14 protein-coding genes and 2 pseudogenes are annotated in these 18598 nt (G+C 57.0%); 3 read left to right on the top strand and 13 right to left on the bottom strand.

Features of this window, described 5'->3' with window-relative positions; all coding sequences use genetic code 11:
• Positions 1-2: 2 nt before the first annotated feature.
• The 3 genes from ACWAT4_RS11895 to ACWAT4_RS11885 form a co-directional block, all read right to left on the bottom strand.
• Positions 3-1181, bottom strand: a complete 1179-nt coding sequence (locus ACWAT4_RS11895; RefSeq protein ID WP_449731200.1) for an FAD-dependent monooxygenase — start codon at positions 1179-1181, stop codon at positions 3-5.
• 288 nt (positions 1182-1469) lie between these two features.
• Positions 1470-1712 (bottom strand): 2Fe-2S iron-sulfur cluster-binding protein, encoded by a 243-nt coding sequence (locus tag ACWAT4_RS11890; protein WP_449731199.1) that lies wholly within the window; start codon positions 1710-1712, stop codon positions 1470-1472.
• Positions 1713-1789: 77 nt separating this feature from the next.
• Positions 1790-1960 (bottom strand): hypothetical protein, encoded by a 171-nt coding sequence (locus ACWAT4_RS11885; RefSeq protein WP_449730589.1) that lies wholly within the window; start codon positions 1958-1960, stop codon positions 1790-1792.
• A 174-nt stretch (positions 1961-2134) separates the two neighbouring features.
• Between ACWAT4_RS11885 and ACWAT4_RS11880 the strand changes: the two genes are divergently transcribed.
• Entirely contained in the window at positions 2135-3721 is a 1587-nt protein-coding gene (locus ACWAT4_RS11880) for a phytoene desaturase family protein (RefSeq protein ID WP_449730588.1), read from the top strand.
• Positions 3722-4303: 582 nt separating this feature from the next.
• Here the strand turns inward: ACWAT4_RS11880 and ACWAT4_RS11875 are convergent.
• The 3 genes from ACWAT4_RS11875 to ACWAT4_RS11865 form a co-directional block, all read right to left on the bottom strand.
• Positions 4304-4789: a MarR family winged helix-turn-helix transcriptional regulator gene (locus ACWAT4_RS11875; RefSeq protein ID WP_449730587.1), complete on the bottom strand. Its 486-nt coding sequence runs from the start codon at positions 4787-4789 to the stop codon at positions 4304-4306.
• 146 nt (positions 4790-4935) lie between these two features.
• Positions 4936-5922, bottom strand: a complete 987-nt coding sequence (locus ACWAT4_RS11870; RefSeq protein ID WP_449730586.1) for a 3-hydroxyacyl-CoA dehydrogenase NAD-binding domain-containing protein — start codon at positions 5920-5922, stop codon at positions 4936-4938.
• The gene (locus ACWAT4_RS11865; protein WP_449730585.1) at positions 5919-6998 is read right to left on the bottom strand and encodes an NAD/NADP octopine/nopaline dehydrogenase family protein; all 1080 of its coding nucleotides are present in this window, start codon (positions 6996-6998) and stop codon (positions 5919-5921) included. Before ACWAT4_RS11865 ends, ACWAT4_RS11870 begins: the two co-directional genes overlap by 4 nt.
• 69 nt (positions 6999-7067) lie before the next feature.
• Here ACWAT4_RS11865 and ACWAT4_RS11860 point away from each other — a divergent pair.
• Positions 7068-7426: pseudogene (locus ACWAT4_RS11860) on the top strand (hypothetical protein); the annotation flags it as partial.
• A 521-nt stretch (positions 7427-7947) separates the two neighbouring features.
• Positions 7948-8313: a helix-turn-helix domain-containing protein gene (locus tag ACWAT4_RS11855; RefSeq protein WP_445083392.1), complete on the top strand. Its 366-nt coding sequence runs from the start codon at positions 7948-7950 to the stop codon at positions 8311-8313.
• 257 nt (positions 8314-8570) lie between these two features.
• Here the strand turns inward: ACWAT4_RS11855 and ACWAT4_RS11850 are convergent, their stop codons facing one another.
• The 7 genes and pseudogenes from ACWAT4_RS11850 to ACWAT4_RS11820 form a co-directional block, all read right to left on the bottom strand.
• A complete protein-coding gene (locus tag ACWAT4_RS11850; RefSeq protein ID WP_449730584.1) occupies positions 8571-9563 on the bottom strand; it encodes a transporter in 993 nt (330 codons plus the stop codon).
• A 644-nt stretch (positions 9564-10207) separates the two neighbouring features.
• Positions 10208-10450, bottom strand: coding sequence for a helix-turn-helix domain-containing protein (locus tag ACWAT4_RS11845; RefSeq protein WP_338311048.1), 243 nt, complete (start codon positions 10448-10450; stop codon positions 10208-10210).
• 414 nt (positions 10451-10864) lie between these two features.
• Positions 10865-12304 (bottom strand): MFS transporter, encoded by a 1440-nt coding sequence (locus tag ACWAT4_RS11840; protein ID WP_338311049.1) that lies wholly within the window; start codon positions 12302-12304, stop codon positions 10865-10867.
• Positions 12305-12936: 632 nt separating this feature from the next.
• Positions 12937-13869 (bottom strand): AraC family transcriptional regulator, encoded by a 933-nt coding sequence (locus ACWAT4_RS11835; RefSeq protein WP_449731198.1) that lies wholly within the window; start codon positions 13867-13869, stop codon positions 12937-12939.
• A 1013-nt stretch (positions 13870-14882) separates the two neighbouring features.
• A pseudogene (locus ACWAT4_RS11830) lies at positions 14883-16051 on the bottom strand (IS3 family transposase).
• Between the two features lie 79 nt (positions 16052-16130).
• Entirely contained in the window at positions 16131-16772 is a 642-nt protein-coding gene (locus ACWAT4_RS11825) for an MSMEG_1061 family FMN-dependent PPOX-type flavoprotein (protein WP_338311051.1), read from the bottom strand.
• Between the two features lie 659 nt (positions 16773-17431).
• Entirely contained in the window at positions 17432-18223 is a 792-nt protein-coding gene (locus ACWAT4_RS11820; RefSeq protein WP_338311052.1) for an alpha/beta hydrolase, read from the bottom strand.
• Positions 18224-18598 lie beyond the last annotated feature (375 nt).

The raw sequence follows: 18598 nt of genomic DNA, 5'->3' as shown, positions 1-18598 counted from the left end.
CGTTAGGCTTTTGAGTCAGGCTCTCGGGAGGAGCGGCTCTCGGATGCATTGGATCGCGGCCGCACAAGTCTCACGACATTCGAAGGCTTTTGGGTATCCGAGCGCTGTGAGCTATGCCACGAAAGGCTGTTCGTAACGGGGGTGTGATCTGCCGTTGAACCCGTCGAAACACGGCGCCCTTTGGGCAGGCATTCCTGTTCATACATGAAAAGTGCGTGGCGAGGATGTTCCGCACTGGCTAGTTTATCGGCAAGACACCGCGCCCCGAGTATCGCCCGTGATGCGCCGTTCGAGATGGCAGGATAGGCCGCATGTGCTGCATCTCCGAGCAGAGTCACACGACCGTGCGACCACTGACGGAGTGGAACCCGCTCGTACAACGGATACTCCCACAATTCACGGGTCGCTTGGATGAGGGCTGAGGCGTTGCAATAGGGAATGCTGAAGCGCCGCACATACGGCATGACATCATCCAGGACTCCGGGGCGTGCTGGGCCTGCCTCCTGTCGCTCTTCCCAAGCCCGCCCGACGTCGGCAAGCACGCTCCAGTTTGTGAGGTACTGACCTTTTAATGGACCCTCGGCAATCGGGTATAACTGCAGCTTGCTCGCAGACGCGGCAGCGATAAGCATCGAACGTCCCGTCAAAAAGGTAGGCCAATGATGCATCCCGCACCACACTACTCTTCCAGTAAAGCGGGGCCCATCGTTATGTGGAAACAGCAGAGCCCGAACTGATGAATGAAGCCCGTCTGCACCGATCAAGATGTCGCCGCTCGCTGTCCCGCAATGCGATCCGTGCCCATCAAAGAAATAGACCGTGACGCCTCTCTCGTCCTGGGTGAAGGACCTAAGTTGATGTCCGAAATGAATGCAGGATGATCCTAATCGAGCTTGTACAGCGGTGCTTAGCAACTTCAGAAGGCGTCCGCGACGCACTGAAAACTGAGGATATTCGAAGCGCGCCTCGGCGCCAGGGGCATTCCTCCGAAACTCTCGGCCCATCGAGTCGACATATACCGACTCGCGAGTTTGTAGGGCCTCGTTATCCAATTGACCCAGCAAGCCAAGCTGTACCAATTCTCGTCCGGCGCGCGGACCCAAATTGATTCCAACGTCTGGACCTGACTGGACATTTGCCTGGTCGTAGAGCTCACACTCAATGCCCCGCTGGCGAAGCATCAGCGCCATTGTCAGGCCGCCGATCCCGCAGCCTATTATTACAGCCTTCATCCAACCGCTCCAGACCGGCTACGACAACTTCACGCCGAGCGCTATTCGCTCGAAGTCTTCCCGCTGCCGGAGAGTGCTCCTTCGAGTGACGGCTGCTTAAGAAAAATCCCTCACCGCCAACAATCGCAATTGCGATAGCGGACAAGTGCGACAGCGACGCCACTAGGTGCTGGGCACCTCCCCCAACGATAAGCATCGTGCCGTCTGGCGAATTGCTGAGGCATCAGGTCCTTCATGTTAGTCTTCCGGGGCTACCGTTAGCTTGATGCCATCGAGATCATCGTGGAAGCGAATCTGGCAAGACAGCCGCGACTCCTCCGTTCGATGCTGCGAACCATCCAAGAGATCGCGCTCGTCGACGCCTATCGGCGGAAGCTCCTTTGCGGGAGAATTGACATAGACGTGACAAGTTGAGCACGAGCAGCAGCCGCCGCAGATTGCGAGGATCTGCTCTACTCCGCTGTCGCGGATAATCTCCATTACGCTTCGGCCGGCCATCCCTTCACCTGAGAGGTGGTGTTCAACTCCCGATCGATCGACTACTATTAGCTTCGGCATCACCGTTCTTTTTCCTCTGCTTCAACAACGGCGACATCAATCAGACGGGTCGTTGAACGAAATCGCAGAAGCCCGAGGCTCAGCCTCATCGCAGCTTCACTGCTTTCCGACGCCGCTTGTTTTGCCGGCATGCTGCATTTCAAGAAGGGTAGCTGAGCCGCGCTGATCATGACAATCGATCGCCTGCTACAACTGCTCCGGAAACGCATCTAATGAGCCAAAGACGAATACTTCGTACATCTTCTGGAGCGGAGCGACCGCTTTCATATTTTCAAACCGCTGCGGACCCGCGAGCCTTTGTAATCTTGATTTGCTTCCCGCATCGGACAACCGGAGATTGGCGCGTGAATTCTTATGACTACGTGATCGTGGGGAGCGGCATCAACGCACTCGTTGCCGCTGCCGCCTTAGGCAAGAAGGGCGCGAACGTTCTCTTGATCGAGCGCAACTCGACCATAGGAGGCTGCTTGCGCACCGAGGAGATAACTGCGCCAGGTTTCGTGCATGACGTCATGGCAACCACTCTGGTGCTGTTTCGCACCTCCCCGGCTTATACGATCCTCGGAAGGGATCTCGAAGAGAGAGGCTTCGCTTTCGCAGATTCTCCTTTGCCAACGGGCGTCCTTCGCGCCGACGGGTCCAGCGTTCTCTTTGCAATGGATCGCAAGCGCAATGTCGCTACTTTTGAGTCTCTTGCCGCAGGGGACGGCGCGGCCTTCTCGCGAGAAATGGACGCTCTTGGCGCCCACGCTCCTTTCTTGTTCGCTCTGCTCGGCGGCAAGCTATGGTCCTTGAGGACAGCGAAGTTGGTTGCATTGGAAGTCTGGAAGCGCGGCCTGCGCGATCTAGCCGCTTGGGTCGGAGAAGCACTGATGCCCGCGCGCAACCATCTTGAAAGCACCTATCGTTCGGAAGCGGTTCACGCCCTTTGGGCCCCATGGGTATTACATACCGGTCTTGGACCGGAGAGCGCCTATTCCGCCGCGATGGCTAAGGTCATTGCATTCGCCACTGAGAGCGCGGGCTGTCCGATCGCGATTGGCGGCGCGCGTTCTTTGCTTACTGCCTTCGAGCGCCTCATCACTGACCAGGGAGGCACGATCCGCACCTCAACTGAGGCTGTGGGGGTCTTTCCGGGTCCCAAGGGCCGCGCCGCCGGCGTGCGGCTAGCGAATGGCGAGGCCGTGCACGCCCGCAAAGGCGTCATCTGCTCGACCACACCCAAGCAGTTGTATCAGCGGCTGACTGCTGAGTGGGGGCCTCCGCCGGGAAAAGTCCTGGAGGGACTGCGAACCTTCCGGCACGGCAAAGGAAATATGCAAATTCACTACGCCCTTTCCGGAACGCCACGGTGGAAGGGTGACCCAGAGATCGCGAAGGTTGCCCTGCTGCATCTCACCTCGGGACTAGACGGAGTATCGCGCGCCAATAATGAGGCCGAACGGGGCCTATTACCGGCTGAGCCGACGATCTGTGTCGGCCAACCGACGGCGCTCGACCCGAGTCGGGCCCCTCCCGGGGCCGCAATACTTTGGCTCCAATTGCCGGAGGCTCCCCGACTGATCAAGGGAGATGCGGCTGGCATCCTGCCCACGCCGGCTGACGGCCGATGGACGGAGGCTTTGCGCGAAACCTATGCCGATCGCATCGAGGCCAGGCTCGCATCCCATATTGAGAATTTTGCGGAGATCAAACTGGCGAGACGCAGCTACTCGCCCGCTGACTTGGAGGCCATGAACATCAATTTGGAGGGGGGAGACCCCTACGGGGGCTTTTGCGGGCTTGACCAATTCTTCATCTGGCGTCCGTTCAAGTCCAGCATCAACCATCAAACTCATATTCGCGGTCTCTACCATATCGGCGCATCGGTCCATCCAGGGCCTGGCCTGAGCGGCGCCTCCGGTTTCCTGGCTGCCTCCTCGTTGGAATGAACGTCAATGATCTGCCTACCAGGCGCGGCGGGCTCCTCCGTGAAGGCCGCCACGCTATTCAAAGCGATATCAACAGCATTGCACTAATGGGCTCGGCGCAGCATTAGGCGGAACGCGCCCGCTTTCGACGCCGTCGCTCTTGTCCGCCCGTCCCATGAAGTTCGGTCATGTTGCGACTTCCGGCAGCCTCTCCACGGCTCGTCAGCAGAATTCCAGATGACCTCCGACTAGCGTATCGTGACTGAAGTCCCTGCCGCGCGGCGAAGCCCTCATGAGCGAACAGGACCGACATTGATCCAGCCAACTTCCTGTGCGCCGGCCGGCTGACTAGACAAAAGGTGCGCTAACGAGGAGTGCCAACTTTATCCCTGAAGCGACAATATTGGTCGCAAGCCGAAATACCTCAGGACGTTGCTGGGCGAGCCGTCGTTAGCCATTAATGGATCAAAGCGTCGTTCGAGAAAGCGCCGCCACGTCATTGTGAATGCGTGTTGCATTCCGCGAGCAGCCGCCAAGAACTGCGCATTGAGATTTGTGCGGCATACCGGAAGGAGCAATCACACAACAGAATTGTGTGATTGTTCATATTTTCGAGGTGCTCTCGCTCCTCGTCAGGCGTGCCTCGTCAAGATTCTTCTCGATTCGAATTAACGACCGCCGTAACCGCCGAAGATCGTTCTCAGGAATTCCCGCAATAGAAAGTCTTAGTTTGCCCATAGCAAGCGCGAGTGCCTTATGGAACGTGTCACGACCGGGCGGGTGCAGGCAGATGACGATCGACCGACGATCCGAAGCCGCCGGCACACGGGAGATCCAGCCGCGCTGTTCCATTTTGTCCAGTGCCCGCGACAAGGTTGATGCTTCCGTATCGGTTGCGTCAGACAGCGCCAGAATGCTCAGTCCATCTTCTTCATGCAAGAACGCCAGCACCCGCCATTGAGTAAACGTCAACCCGAGCGCTTCCAACTCGAGCTGGAAGTCACTATTGAGCTTCGTCACAACTCGGTTGAGGAGATAAGGAAGAAAATGACTGTGCCCAGGATATTCCTTTTCGCCTTCCTCAATCATCGCGCGTTCGATCTCCTCTCACGGACAAAGCTCCCAAACAGCGTCGGGCCCGATTTGGATAGTAGCCCGACAACGGAGGTTGCAATAAGTGGCGCGAACATGACCACCACTAGGAAGGTCCTTGGGCTGGGTGTTAAGCATTGGTTTCAGTAGGCACTCCGAGGACGCGACGCCTGCTCGGCCCGCATCGCGCGCTCGATGTGAAAGCTAAGATTTTCAAGAAGCAAGCGCCGGTAGCCTGCGAGATCCAAACCTTTCCAGTCGTAGAAGCCGAGACCGGTCTTGAGGCCCAAACGGCCCTCGCGCATGTGCTGCGCAACAATCTCCGGGCTCCCAAAACGGTCTGCCGCAAGGGCACCGGCAAGATAATGACTTGCGTAGTGCAAGATGTCACAACCTCCGAAATCGACGAATTCCAGAACTCCCATACTCGCATAACGAACGCCGAATCCCACCCTGATCGCCTTGTCAATGTCTTGCGGCTTGGCAACCCCCTCCTGCACGATCCGAGCAGCCTCATTCATAATCAGGGTCTGCAGACGTGGCACGATGTAGCCGGCGGACGGGGCGCACATCACCGGCACTTTCTCATTCTCTTCAAGAAATGCAGCGAACTCCGTAACGACGTTCGGATCTGTGTCTTCGTGAGGCGATACTTCGACGAGTGGTATGAGGTAGGCTGGATTAAGCCAGTGTGCATTGAGGCAGCGCCGAGGCCCGGGCACAAGCGCGGCTATATCGGTCGAAAGGAAGGTTGAAGACGTGGAGGCAACAATCGTCTCCTGCGGAAGATATTCGGAGATTGCGGCAAATGCCTCACGCTTGGCTTCCATGGTTTCGGGGACGGCCTCGAACAGCACACGGGCTGACGCCAGCGCAGGACGAATCCCATGGCGCGCCACAACAGTTATGTGATTAGCAAGCGCTTTATCCTGTGCATTGTCCATTTCCCCCAGCACTTGCGCCGTGAGCTCGACTTCCTTGCTAACTTCGGAATATAGGGTTCGGAAGTCAGAGTCAGAGCGCGGCTTGAGGTCAATCAAGACGCTTGACACCCCACGTCTTGCGAAGGCGAGCGCGATGCCACGGCCCATTCGACCGGCACCGAGGATGGCAACCGACGCCTCACTCATGCGACGGCTCCGACCATCAGCATGTCGCAAACTTCCTTTGGTGAGCGTCCGGCCAAACCGAGCGAGGCCATCGTGCGGGGGCCTTTTGCAAGATCCCGCGAGCAAATGGCCGACGCAATAGCAAGCAAGCCAGTGGCGGTCGGCGCAGGCACTCCGACCCAATTCGCCACCGACACCAGAAAGCCCAGACCGTAGTGCACGTCTTCAGTCATGTATCGGTGCTCGGTTAAATTGATCTTCTCACGCCAATCGCCGCTGTCCACCAGCACCTTGTGGGTATCGCCGTACATCCAGCGGTCACTACCATAGGTATCGCGCAAGGGATAATGGTAGGGCCGATATCCAAGCGCTTCGCGAACCGCGATTCGCTCCTGGTCCAGCGCGTCCATCACACGGCGCACCGATGGTTGCGTCCCCTCATTGTGAATATCGTATCGCTCCTGAAACTCCAGGGGACCGGCATTCATCAATATCAGCGGCGGATGAATGATTGGCCCACCGTTCATCAGTGCGGCAGAGAGCCCGTCCTCAATCGGATGAACTGCCGGAAATGCGTTCGCCACCACAGCAAGCCCGCGCTCACTTTGTCTCGCTGGAAAGAAACCGGTCGGCAAGCGAACGGCACGCACGGTGATGGCTACTTCGGACCGGCCGTACTTGCGCGTGAGATAGGGCAAAGTGCCAGTCTCTGCAAAGATGACGTCGGCCTTGCTGCCGCAGGCTCGCACCTGCTGCATCATCGCAAAACTTCCGAAGGTGCCCGGCGGAAGGAAGATGACCTGACCATCTGTCAAATGCGGTGCGATCAGCCGTGCAATCACGTCTTGCGCGAACGCGGGCGTAGGGATGACGATCAATTCGGAACCACGGATAGCTTCACCAATATCCGTGGTGACCAGCGCGACGGGCACTTCTCGCGCTCCCTTCTCATCCTTTAAGGTTATTGATTTTTTTTCAAGCAAAGGGACTAGGCCGGCTGCATCCCGTCGCCAAAGCCGGACACCATGGCCTTGCTCCGAAAGATCGGCAGCGGCGGCATATGATCCATTCCCTCCGCCCAACACTGTGATGTGCATATCGGCCCTCCCTTTATTTGTATGTACATGCAATAATTGTCACGAAAAGTAAAGTGGAGCTTCACCTAGCCGAATGACGGCACGACAGAGGCTTTGCGTGAAGCTTATGCCGATCGCATCGAGGCCAGGATCGCATCGATATTGAGAATTTTTCGGAGATCAAACTGGCAAGACGCAGCTACTCCGCCGTTGACTTGGAGGCCAAGAACATCAATTTGGGGGTAGACCCCTACGCCTACGGGGGCTTCTGCGAGCTTGACCAACTCTTCATCTGGCGTTCATTCAAGTCCAGCATCAACCATCGTACTGGCCTGAGCGGCGCTTCCGGCTTCCTGCCCGTTCCTCGCAGGAATGACCGCTCGGTGAAGATCCTCGTTGATCGGGCTTTAGAGCAACGTCACGGAGAAGGAATCCGCGGCGCGTGCTAGCTAGAGTTAGCAAGGCGCTGAAGCGGCGCCGCACGGAGATCGGGACGACGCTCCTCCACGTCTATCCAATGATACCAACCAGAGATGTGCTCGCATTGCTCCATCGGCGCGATGCGTTTCTATCAGCGTGTTGCGTTTCCGCCCCGAAATAAGACCAAACTTCCCAAAGAGAATAATAGCTCACTTCTGATATCTTCTATTTCGGAAGTGATCCCTGTGTCTCGCAAATGCGACGGTCGTAACTTCAAGTTCGCACACGCGCCTGCGAAGGCTTGTCTACACCCTTCATCGTGCACAAAATGTCGCACTAGCCCGTCGCCAGCCGGCCTTGGTTGAAAACTCGTGAGCAGAAGCATCAAGCCGTTTGGATGAAGGCTTCGATCATTCCGCGAAGGCGCTGATGGTATCCGTCGTTAGCTCTCGTGGTCGCACTAGGAATGTTGTTGCAAGCGATCGGTCAAATTCAGAATTGGCTTGCGAACACGCAACTCTAACTTTGGTTAAGCTTGGTCGTTTCGAAAATGTCCAATAGACCGCATGAAGATGGCACCATCCTTCCTCCGTGGAAGCTCAATCGCGCGATCGAACTACTCTCAGAAAATCTCGCGCAGCCGATTTCAGTCGACGAGTTGGCCCGAACGGTCGGCCTTTCACCCAGTCATTTTTCTCGCGCATTTACCGCTAGCACCGGCGTTTCTCCTTACGAATGGCTCAGCCGTAGGCGTGTAGAGCAGGCTAAACAGTTGCTCGAGACTACGACTAGCCCGATAACGGCCATCGCTCTCGAACTTGGCTATTGCTCGCCCAATCATTTCGCCTCACGTTTCCGCCAGTTCACCGGCATGTGCCCGCGGGATTGGCGCCGGATACGTCCGGCGTCAACATGATCGCTTTGCACGGCGGCAGACCCTCCTAATCATGTTCGCTTGACCAGTCGGTGGTCGTTGAGAGAGAGGCTCGCTGTGGCTCTCGATCGCAAACCTTGAGTGAATAAGCTTTCGATGGCAGGGCGAGCGAAGGGATAGTCCCTTTGCTGTTATATCCCTGCCGTCAAGAGTGATATCGTTCTTCAGCCAATCTCTTCCCTGGATCAAGACAAACGACCGGTCGGGCGCGATGCCCGCCGGCCACTGCGTTCTCTTGACTACTTGCGATAGAGCGGCCGTGTCGGCGACACCGGAGCCTCCGGTGCCCAGAGACGATAACTGAGTTGGGCAAATGCCGTGAAACCCTTCGCAACTGCCGCGGTATCGATGCCGGGAGGACCAGCCGTACCACCAGATGCGCGCGCCGAAAATTCCTGCGTCCCCCAGACATTGAGCTGCACGGGGCCGAAGTTGTAGCCCACTAACGCGCCAGCCGCCCAGATGTCATACCGATTCACATTGATCGCGTTCCCGTAAAAGGCGCTTGAACGATCATTGGTGATTTGCCCGACGTAGTAACCTACAGGACCGAACGTCCAATTCCCAATTGATTTAGTCGCTGTGAATTCGGCATGAAAAATGTCACCAGACTGGTACTGCGTAATTGGATTCTTAGTGTGTATCTCGTCGAAAAGGTTGACTGTAAGATTCCAACCATCCTTCAGATATGAGATCACGAGATTGGGCTGGAACGTCCACCAGGGATCACCGAAGCTTTCAAGCTTGTTGAAACCGGTCGTAGTACCGATAGGCACGTAGATGCCGAGGCCCGCCTTCACGAAAAAGCCGCTGTCCCCGAGGCGCCAACTCAACTCGTTCGCGATGAATGGATTGTGTACTCCCTCGGGGGTGACGTTGATCGGCGAGCCGACGACGCCGGAATTGACGGGCACCACACCGACCACTCCGTAGGTGCCACCGAGGAAGGTCCACCCTGGCACCCACAAGATTCCCTGCGCGGCGACATCGCCTTTCACGGTCGTTGCTTGGCCGTTCGGGCCGACGGGCGCACCAGGCCCGACGAGTTTGGCTTGATAGTGAAAGACTTGATCGAAACCATAGAGGCCTGGCGGAGGAGCAGCCGCGGCAGCTCCGATGACCAAGCCAGGCTTTTGTTCAGCACCCGGCCAACCAAACTCGTAGGCATTCGCCGTCGTGCTCGCTGAAAGAGCCAGCACGGCCAGTGCAAGAAGTCCGTGTCTATTCACCATAGTTTCCCCCATCGGTGGATCTAACAATCCGTCAGACGGGCTTTTGTATAGTCACCACAAATGCGAACATTCAGAAATCCGCTGCAATGTGCATGATCCTATCTCCGAAGGACTTTCGATGCGAAATTGTTGGCAACTGTAACTTCTTTGCTACGGGACGTGAGCGTGACTGCAACCAATCCCCTTGCGACGACAAATGATATTTCCATGCGGTTGCCACGATTTCTGCCTGCGGTCGACCACGTAGCTATGACTTGTTCTTAATAATATCACCTCTGATCTGTTTCAGCGCTCGCAAAGCGGGACGTGATCGGCACTGCGAGGGACCTCTCACGTTCATCTCCCGCTCGATTCTTCTGGACGGCAGTTCGCACCGTTGTAAGTCGACTTGGCTAGGAAGCCGCTCGCCTCTCCGGTTGAGCAAGCTCCGATCTTCGTCGTACATTTGTTACCGCTAGTCAGATGGAAATGCCGCCAGACAATATTCTGGCATCACTCCGATACTAAATTTGCGAGTTCGACAATCCGCTGTGCTTTTCTCGTCGGTGGCCATCGTAGACGTTCCGCCGAGAACTCAAGTGTCCAGCGTCAAGCTTCCGCTCTTTCCCTTCTTGGACTCCTGCGCTACTGGCCTTCGCAGAACACTACTGAGGCTTGGCGATAGTGAGCCGTACTCCGTAGTTCGGACCGTCGATGAAGCTGACGCCTGCCCGTTCAAGCGCGCTGCAGACCTTCGTGACGGTGTCATAATGTGCTTCGATGGATCCATCGGAAGCCTCGAGACGCCGGATGGTCGATATCGAGACGCCGGCCTGTTTGCATAGTTCGAGTTGGTTCCATCCCAGCAGCGCTCGCGCTGCCTTGATCTGATTGGTAACCGTCAGCATGGCAAGACCCGCGGATTGGAGTGCGCAGTGACAGCCATGGAGCTTGACGCTGCGGCGACCTCTGCGATTTCCAGCAAATGCGAAGAATTAGAATTGACGTCCTAGGTCGAGGCGGCCGACGGGGTCCCATCAAGAGCTCTGGCAGGTGCCCAAAGTCCAACGAGCTCCATGGAGCGCACCTCCGGCTTAAGATAATCCGCGAGGTGCCCGATGAGAATGAGCCATGCCAAGACGATTCCGAAGCCACCAATCGCGATCATGAGGTAGTTGAGCCATATTGATCCTTGGAACAGGAGAGCCGCGATTCCGATGGCGCCCAAGAGTGACTAGCATTCGGCCATAGCAGGCCGAGGGGCCAGTTGCTTCGCACTTCGCGCAAAGTGTAGGCACCTCGACGCTGTTATGGCGACTAGTTCAGTTCGCGATCGCGCTATCACGTACAACAATAGCGCTCTTCGCAGAGCTCGCTTCACGTGCCAGCACAAGCAGTACCACTACGAATACGACCTGCAATGCAGAGAAGGCTAAGAATGCGTGAGTAAATGACCCATTCGTTGCGTTTAGAAACAGGCCCATCATCCAGGGAGAAAGAAAGTTTGCAATCATGCCGAATATCTCGGCGTATCCAACAGCGGCTGTAGCGAGAGCGGGTGAATATTTTTCGCTGAGCAACGAAAAGATCGCACCTCCGCTGAGAACGCACATCCCACTAAGTCCCGCAATTACAAAGAGCGACGCTAGACTCATTGGATAAACCGTTGAGACTGTGAAAAGCAATGCTGAGACCAGGCCCAATACGGCGCCGATCCTGATAACGACCGTCTTCCTCACGCGGTCGGAGATGTATCCGCCCACAATCAAGAAGGCCACTTGGGATAGCCCCATAGCCATCCCTATCAGGCCCGCGATTTCCACCGGAACCTGTTGAAATTTGACGTAGGCGGGGACCACCCAAGTCGCCGTGCCAGCGATCGCGGCGACAGCGGCGGAAATTCCTACCGCAGTTACAAAAACCCATCTCTGGGAAACGAGCAGGCGGAAGGCCGCGAGCGAGGATGTCGTTTCGGTCCCCTCCGATGCGAAGCCAGGATGTCCAATCTCGGTGGGGTCATTCTTGACGAATAGCCAATTGGCAAGTCCCGTGATCAATGTCCCGGCGGCAAGTGCTCCAAAAAATGTTCTCCAGCCGAACGCGATGCTGAGTGGAATGCCAAGAGCAAAATCGAGCGTGATTGCAAGACTGTACGCAGCAAGCACTAACCCGACAACGCTTGCCCTGCGTGATTGCGGAAACCATCCGAAAATGAGCTTCATGTTTCCGAGAAAGATGGCGGCGTCGAAAACGCCGATCAACAGCCGTAATGCGATCAACTCAACATAGCTTTGCACGAACGTCTGCAGCACCATTCCAACGCCGGTTCCGACAAGTCCCATAAGCAGCATGCTGCGGGCACTCATCCGCGTGGTGACCTGCGACCAGGCCAGCATGCCGAATGCGTAGGCGAGGGCGAAGATGCCTTGCGCAAAACCAGCTTCGGCAGGATCGAGGTGCAACGTCTCGGAAACAAAAGAGATCACCGCAGCAAACGCATACCAGTCTGCTGCGAGAAACACCTCCCCGACGAGAGCGAGAGTAAGCATCCCTATTTGCCAACGCCGCAATTGCGTTTGGCCTTCCTTGGCGTGCACATTCAAGTTCATTCCGGCCTCCCCTTTCTCAATCTCACACAGCTGTGCGGCTCGTTGTTCGCTCACCTGGAGCGAATGCGCCGTTCTGAATTGGAAGAACCCTGATAAGCCGCTGGCAAATGCGCATTCCACTTGCACGGCACGCACGATGGTGCGCAGGCTCATGGGCCCGTAGTCGGATGATTGCTATCGTGATATGCGAGGACGGCCTCGATTGCCAATCGCAGCGCTATCCTTAGCAGTCGGATTGTTTCGCTTTTTGCATTCTGTCTTCGCTATTTGGGCAGACAGATAGCCTCGCTCAGTTTGCTTACGCCTTCCGCGTGCCTTCAATCGTGCGGTGCCATCAAGAGCGATCAGAATGCCCGTTCTGATAGAGGAGGCTCGCGTGCCTCACAAGGCACCCGGTGGCAATCGGCGCGTCGATGGAGGTGGTGTATCGAGACTGTCAGACAGTGACAAGGTCAACGCATAGATCGAGCCGTCGACGGCACCGTTGGTTCGAGAACGTAGAGCTTAAAAGACCGTTTGGAGAGCTTGCAGGCACTTGGCCAAGCCACGGCGTGGCGATGCGGTACCTCGCGCTTCTTGCTTTCTTGCTGCTCCAATTGCGGTAGTTGCAACGTCCCGTGCCGAAGCAATCATCAGCGCGACAAACAGTGGGCTTCGTAGCGACCAGTGCAGTCCGGGATTCCGGTACGGCGCCAAGCCCCGTTCGAACCGGCCGGCGGCGGCACAACCGCTCTCTCTGGCCTTCGTCGGCTGATGGCGTGTCAGTCGCGCCTGAATAACAGGTCCTAGACGGTAATAGACCTACTTCGCATTGTCTCGCGCGGTGTACGACCGAAGCGCAATCGGTACGCGCGCGCAAACTTGCTCATGTCGACGAATCCCGCACTGCGGGCGAAATCGCCAATCTTTGCCGTGCCGCTGGCGTGCTCGAGCGAACTCATCACTTGATCGAGCCTGTAGTTCCGCAGATAAAGCATCGGCGAAACGCCGCGAAACGCTCTAAAGCCGATTTGAAGGGTACGAGCGCTAACTCCCACGTGGGCAGCAATTTCATCCAAGGAAAGCTGCCTAGATGACTGCGACTTGATGTAGTTCTCGGCGCGCCTCACGTACCAGGGAACGGCTGTCGGCTTCTTTATCTTTGCAAGTTGACCGGAATAGTTGTGCGGTTGTGTCCAAAGCAAAGCAGTTAGGAATGCGTCTTCCAGGCGCTGATGAACTGGAGCCCTATAGCCTTGAGCATCCGAGATACCCGTCTCGGCGAGCAAAACATCAATTAGGCCGCGAAGAGGTCGAACCATATCTGAACCAAAGCGCATCTCCATTTCAAAAAGTAATGGCTTGCGCAAATCAGCACCGGTCAAAGACCTGAGATGTTGCTCGGCTTTCGTACGACTGATCTTAAAAAGGAGCTTGGTGCAATCGGCGGTCCATGTTGACGAGAAGGCCGCTTGTGGCGACATAATGCATCCAGTGCTCGCATTACCCATGACCTTTGCCGTCCCCAGGCGCGTGACACTTTCACCTGATAGAGGTACCTCCATGAAAAAGAGATCATCGCCCATGCCATCGGAATAGACCTCCAGCTCCGCTCCATAGCTCAGATGGCTAATCGAGATTCCCCCGATTTGAGCTCGAGCCAACTTTCCGTGGAACCCCCCCCGATCCTTAACGATTAGTCGGTGATTGCACAAAGACCGAGAGCTTACCGCGATCATTTCGTCGACGTTAGTCGTGTGAAATAAATTTGCTCCATTCATTTGCGCCTCCTCGGCTTATGCCAATTAAACGGTATTGTATGAACCAACGATCGCTGTGAGATCGTACTTACCTTCATGCTTGAACGCTGGCTCGGCGCCGAGCGCCTCGCGCGACATCGGGAGAACAACAGGATGAAGTTTGGGTCCCTGGCTGATGACACTGGAGACCCATCTTGCGCTCGGCTCTTGCCCTGAAGACCTGCCTGATGGCGCTCCCAAGATTGAAGTCGTCTCAATGTTGGCGGCGTTGCCGAAACCCGAGGTTCTGCACGATGACGTCAAATGACACATCACCATTGTCGAACGCTCCGTCTGACTCGTCACGATCGAAGACGATGATGAAGCAGTCTGGACGCCGGCTCTTAGAAGTGCGTTCGAGCAACGCCTTGCCGGCCCGCCATCGGTACCGTCGACCCGCATTCGCTCCTCGCTTTCGCGCCCCTTTGAGATTTTATTTTATACCTAAAGTATTTTGCGGCAAGGGCGTGGCTTGTCAAGCGCTTTCGGCCGCGACGGGCTGTGAGCACCCGCGAAAACGCGCCTCGCTGCGGTGCATTAGGCGTTTCACCGCACGAGCGATCCGACAGGTCCTCCTCAGGTACGCTAGCAGGGATCACTTCGGACCAAGCCTGGCGCCCTTTCAAGCCTCACCAACAACCGGGACGCAACCTGCGCTCAGAATGCTCGGGGTGAACTCTGTGACTGCGGGATCGCCAGGTGTGAAAGAACGTGTGTACCGCACGAACTGACGCATTCACCGCTGACGCTGATCAGATGACGATCAACGACTTGCTCGTGATGGGGCACTAATCGACATTGATTTCCCAAGCCGAGCACAGCTCGGCCGGATAACGCAATCGCCGAGAAACACCTTTTGTGCAGCGCTTGGGGGAGCTTTTCTCGACCGAGAGCCGCAAGTTGACGCGAGGCCGAAAGAGTGATTCTGATCTTCCCCCGAAAAAGTGGACGGGTTAAGCGGCTTTTAGCTCCATCTCGACTGGGGGGATATATCCCAGGGCGGAATGGAGCCTTGTTCGGTTGTAGAAGCCCTCGATGAAGGCGAAGATATCGCGCTGGGCCTCGGCGCGGGTCTTGTAGTTGCGATGATGGACGAGCTCAGTCTTCAGGGTATGGAAGAAGCTCTCCATCGGTGCATTGTCGTAGCAATTGGCGCTGCGGCTCATTGATGCGGTGATGCCGGCGCCCGAGAGCGCGCTGCGATAGGCGTGGGAAGCATATTGGACGCCGCGATCGGAGTGGTGGATCAGTCCGGCGTGCGGCTGTCGCTGCCGGATCGCCATCGTCAGGGCCGCGGATGCGAGTTCGACCTGCATATGATCGCGCATGGCCCAGCCGACGATCTTTCGACTGAACAGATCCATGACGGCAGCCAGATACAGCCATCCCTCCGCGGTGGGGATCTAGGTGATATCGGTGAGCCAGACCCGGTTCGGGGCCTTGGCGGTGAAGTCGCGGGCGATCAGGTTCGGTGCGATCGGCAGGTCGTGATGGCTGTCGGTGGTCCGCACCCTGCGTGGCCGTGCCATGATGGCGCGGATCCCGTGCTGGTGCATCAGCCGCTCGATCCGGCCGCGGCTGGCGCCACGACCCTGCCTGTGCAGGACGGCATGAACGCGGGGACTGCCGTAGCGCCCGCTGCTGTCCCGATGGACCTGCCGGATCGCAGCCAAGAGCGTGGCATTGGATTTTGTCCGCTCACTCACGGGGCGATCGCGCCAGGCGTAATAGCCAGCCGGCGAGACCTCGAGCACGGCGCACATCAATCGTACCGGATAGGTGTCGCGATGATCCTCGATGAAGCGGAAGCTCATGTCCGGGTTCCGGCGAAGATCGCGATCGACTTTTTTAAAATGTCGCGCTCCATGCGCAGCCGTTCGTTCTCCTGGCGCAGCCGGGCGATCTCCGAAGCCTGGTCCGCCGACATCGGCGTCGCCTGCGTGGTGGGGCGCCACGCCACCGATGCCGGCTCGCGCCGGAGCTTATCGACCCAGCGTCGCAGCACCGAGTCGCGAAGACCGAGCTCCTTGGCCACCGACCCGATCGAGCGGCGGCTCGACACCACCAAATCGACGGCCTCACGCTTGTACTCTTCAGTAAATGACCGACGCGGACGTTCCATTCGACACCTCCAGGCTCAACGAGCCTACTACAGGTGTCCACTCATTCGGAGGAGGTTCATTCATCCTCTTTGGATCTCGCTAATAGAGCGTCGCTTGATAGATCACTGGCGTCAATTCCTCCATCTGCTCGTAGCTATAAGGCGCATCGGGGCAGAGATCCTTGGTGATGCGGGCAATACTTGCCATCTCTCCTTTGGCTACTTGAGTTGCCGGATCCCAGAGCTGAGCGCGCATGACCGATTTTCCGCAATGCATGAAGGCTTCATAGACCTTGATGACAACTACCGACTTCGGCAGCTTTTCGCGAAAACTCATGCGCTCGAGTAGATCGGGATCGGTCGAGATGGTCGCCAAGCCGTCCACTCGTAACGTCTCCAGGCGTCCCGGCACGAGAAAGATCAGTTGAACCTTTGGATTGATCGCGATGTTCTGCATCGAAATAATCTGATTATTTCCTGGGCGATCAGGAAAGAGGATCGTGTGCGCGTCGACAACATGAACAAAGCCGGCCTGATCGCCTTTCGGTGACACCGAAGGCCGGCCCTGCAAGTCGCTCGTCCCAAGCAAGCAAAATGGGCTGCGGCGGATGAAGTCGGCATAGTGCATGTGCAGGTGGTCAATGTGCGCCATCAGACCAAGATCGAGAGGGGGACCGTAACGATCCCGCAGCGCCACGCGGGGATCTTCGGTTACGCCGACCGCATCCGATAATTCAGTCATTGGGAGCTCCGCCTTGTGCGAGTCGCGCCGCACTTGCCGTACCTTTGTTCTAAAGAAGTTATCGGTCGCAGGATGCGTCAGCAACTAATCTCACGAGGGCATATTAGCCCTCAAACGAAGCGGATGCTCCAGAAGCGAATAAGGTTGGGGTGAAACGGTCTTCATTGTCGGACTGGCCGAAGCAGCGTAGTGCCAATTGGTATGGGAGTCGGAGCTTTATCATCCTTCACAGACGTTTCTGGCGATCGGGCTAGGCAGAGCTACGCAGCTCGGGCGAGCTGAGACATCTAGGTTCTCGTTCAACGGCCAAGAGAGGCTGATGTAGATTTCCGGCACCCTAGACACCCCCGGCCCCGCCGCATTGCGTTCTTGGTGGCTTCACAGCCAAGATGATCCAATATCGTCGCCTCGCAAACGTCCGGGGTATCAACCCAAGAGCCACGCCCCTCGATTCAACCAAAAAATTTGGCCGCCGCAAAGCGGCGGCCAAGTCTAGGAAGGAGGCAGACAGCCGGTCTGCTAGCGGAGCTCGTTCATCTCAAACGGATGGAGATGGACGTGTGCCTCCACCGTCCAGTATTCGATCGACGCCCTTTAGTGGCGTGCCCTCCGTCAATCGCAATCTCAGATCTGCGGGCCGGCCGGGTAGATTGCAAAGACTAAACCACCGATCGCTCCAGCCATTGGGCAATAAGGCCCGCTGTCTCCTGCCATCCCGGTTCAAGCAGCAAGTTATGACCGCGCCCACGCAGGTATCGGTAGTCTGCTCCATAGAAATCGGCCAGTGCTCGAGAGGTCGACGGCGGCGTCAAGACATCCAGTTCTGCGCCAAGGACGAGGATCGGGCCCGACACGCGAGTCTTGTCGACCGACACGCTCCAGCGAGTGGCTTCGTAGGCCGCTTTGGGCGACTCTGGGCACAAGCGCTCGTAGTAGGGCCGGGCCTCATCTTCGGTGAGCCCTTGGAAGAAGAGCTGCATCGCCAGCTCGAAGGGAGGCGGGCCCCAGGGGCGGCTAAAATCCACCGGCACATCGATTTTCGCACCGCCGACCTCCGAAGGAACGACCGAGGTGCTCAACACCAATCCTGCCAACGAGTTCTGCTCAGCGAACTTCTGAGACGCCAACGCCCCCATGCTGTGGCCGATGAGGATCGGCTTGGCTTCGAACTGGCCGGCCACAAGCGAGATCTCTTCGACGACGTCCGCGATGCTGCGGTGAATGAGGTCGTTCTTCGGATGGGGGTCAGATCCGTTGTGGCCGTACCAGTTGAGCGCGTGGCATTCCCAACCGGCATCGGCAAAATACGGCAGAAACTTCTCCCACGACCAACTTCCATGACATCCCCCATGGACGAACAAAATCGGTGGCCGCGGCTTACCTGCTGACTTCGCTGGAGCCCTGGTTTCAACACGGATACCCTTGATCTTATACTCTCTGCTGTCACTCAATTTTGCGCCCTTTCTATTTCCCAAGCTCTGTTAAAGTTAAAATCAACGAAGCCGACTTCTCCTTGCCGGAATGCCGATCTGCTTGCTGCCGGACTCGCGTGGCGAGTTTCCACGTTCGCCAAACAAGTACGGAACTGTTTGAAGGAGGAAGGAACACCTCTTTGCATCCTCGCAGCCACTACGCAGCGCATCTCAGGTACTCTCGTCAGGCCTCTTGATGACGAGGCAGAAGCGCTGACGTTTGTACTGTTGCACCGGTGACGAATTGGCTATGCGGCGGGCCCGGGTGAATTGATGCAACGATTTCATACTGAATCTCAACGACCAGGGAATTGTCGCGTGCAGCGGAGCGCTCTTTTCACTCTTTCCCAAACC

It is taken from the genome of Bradyrhizobium sp. T-1, assembly GCF_053592855.1.
This window is presented reverse-complemented; position numbering and strand designations above follow the sequence as displayed.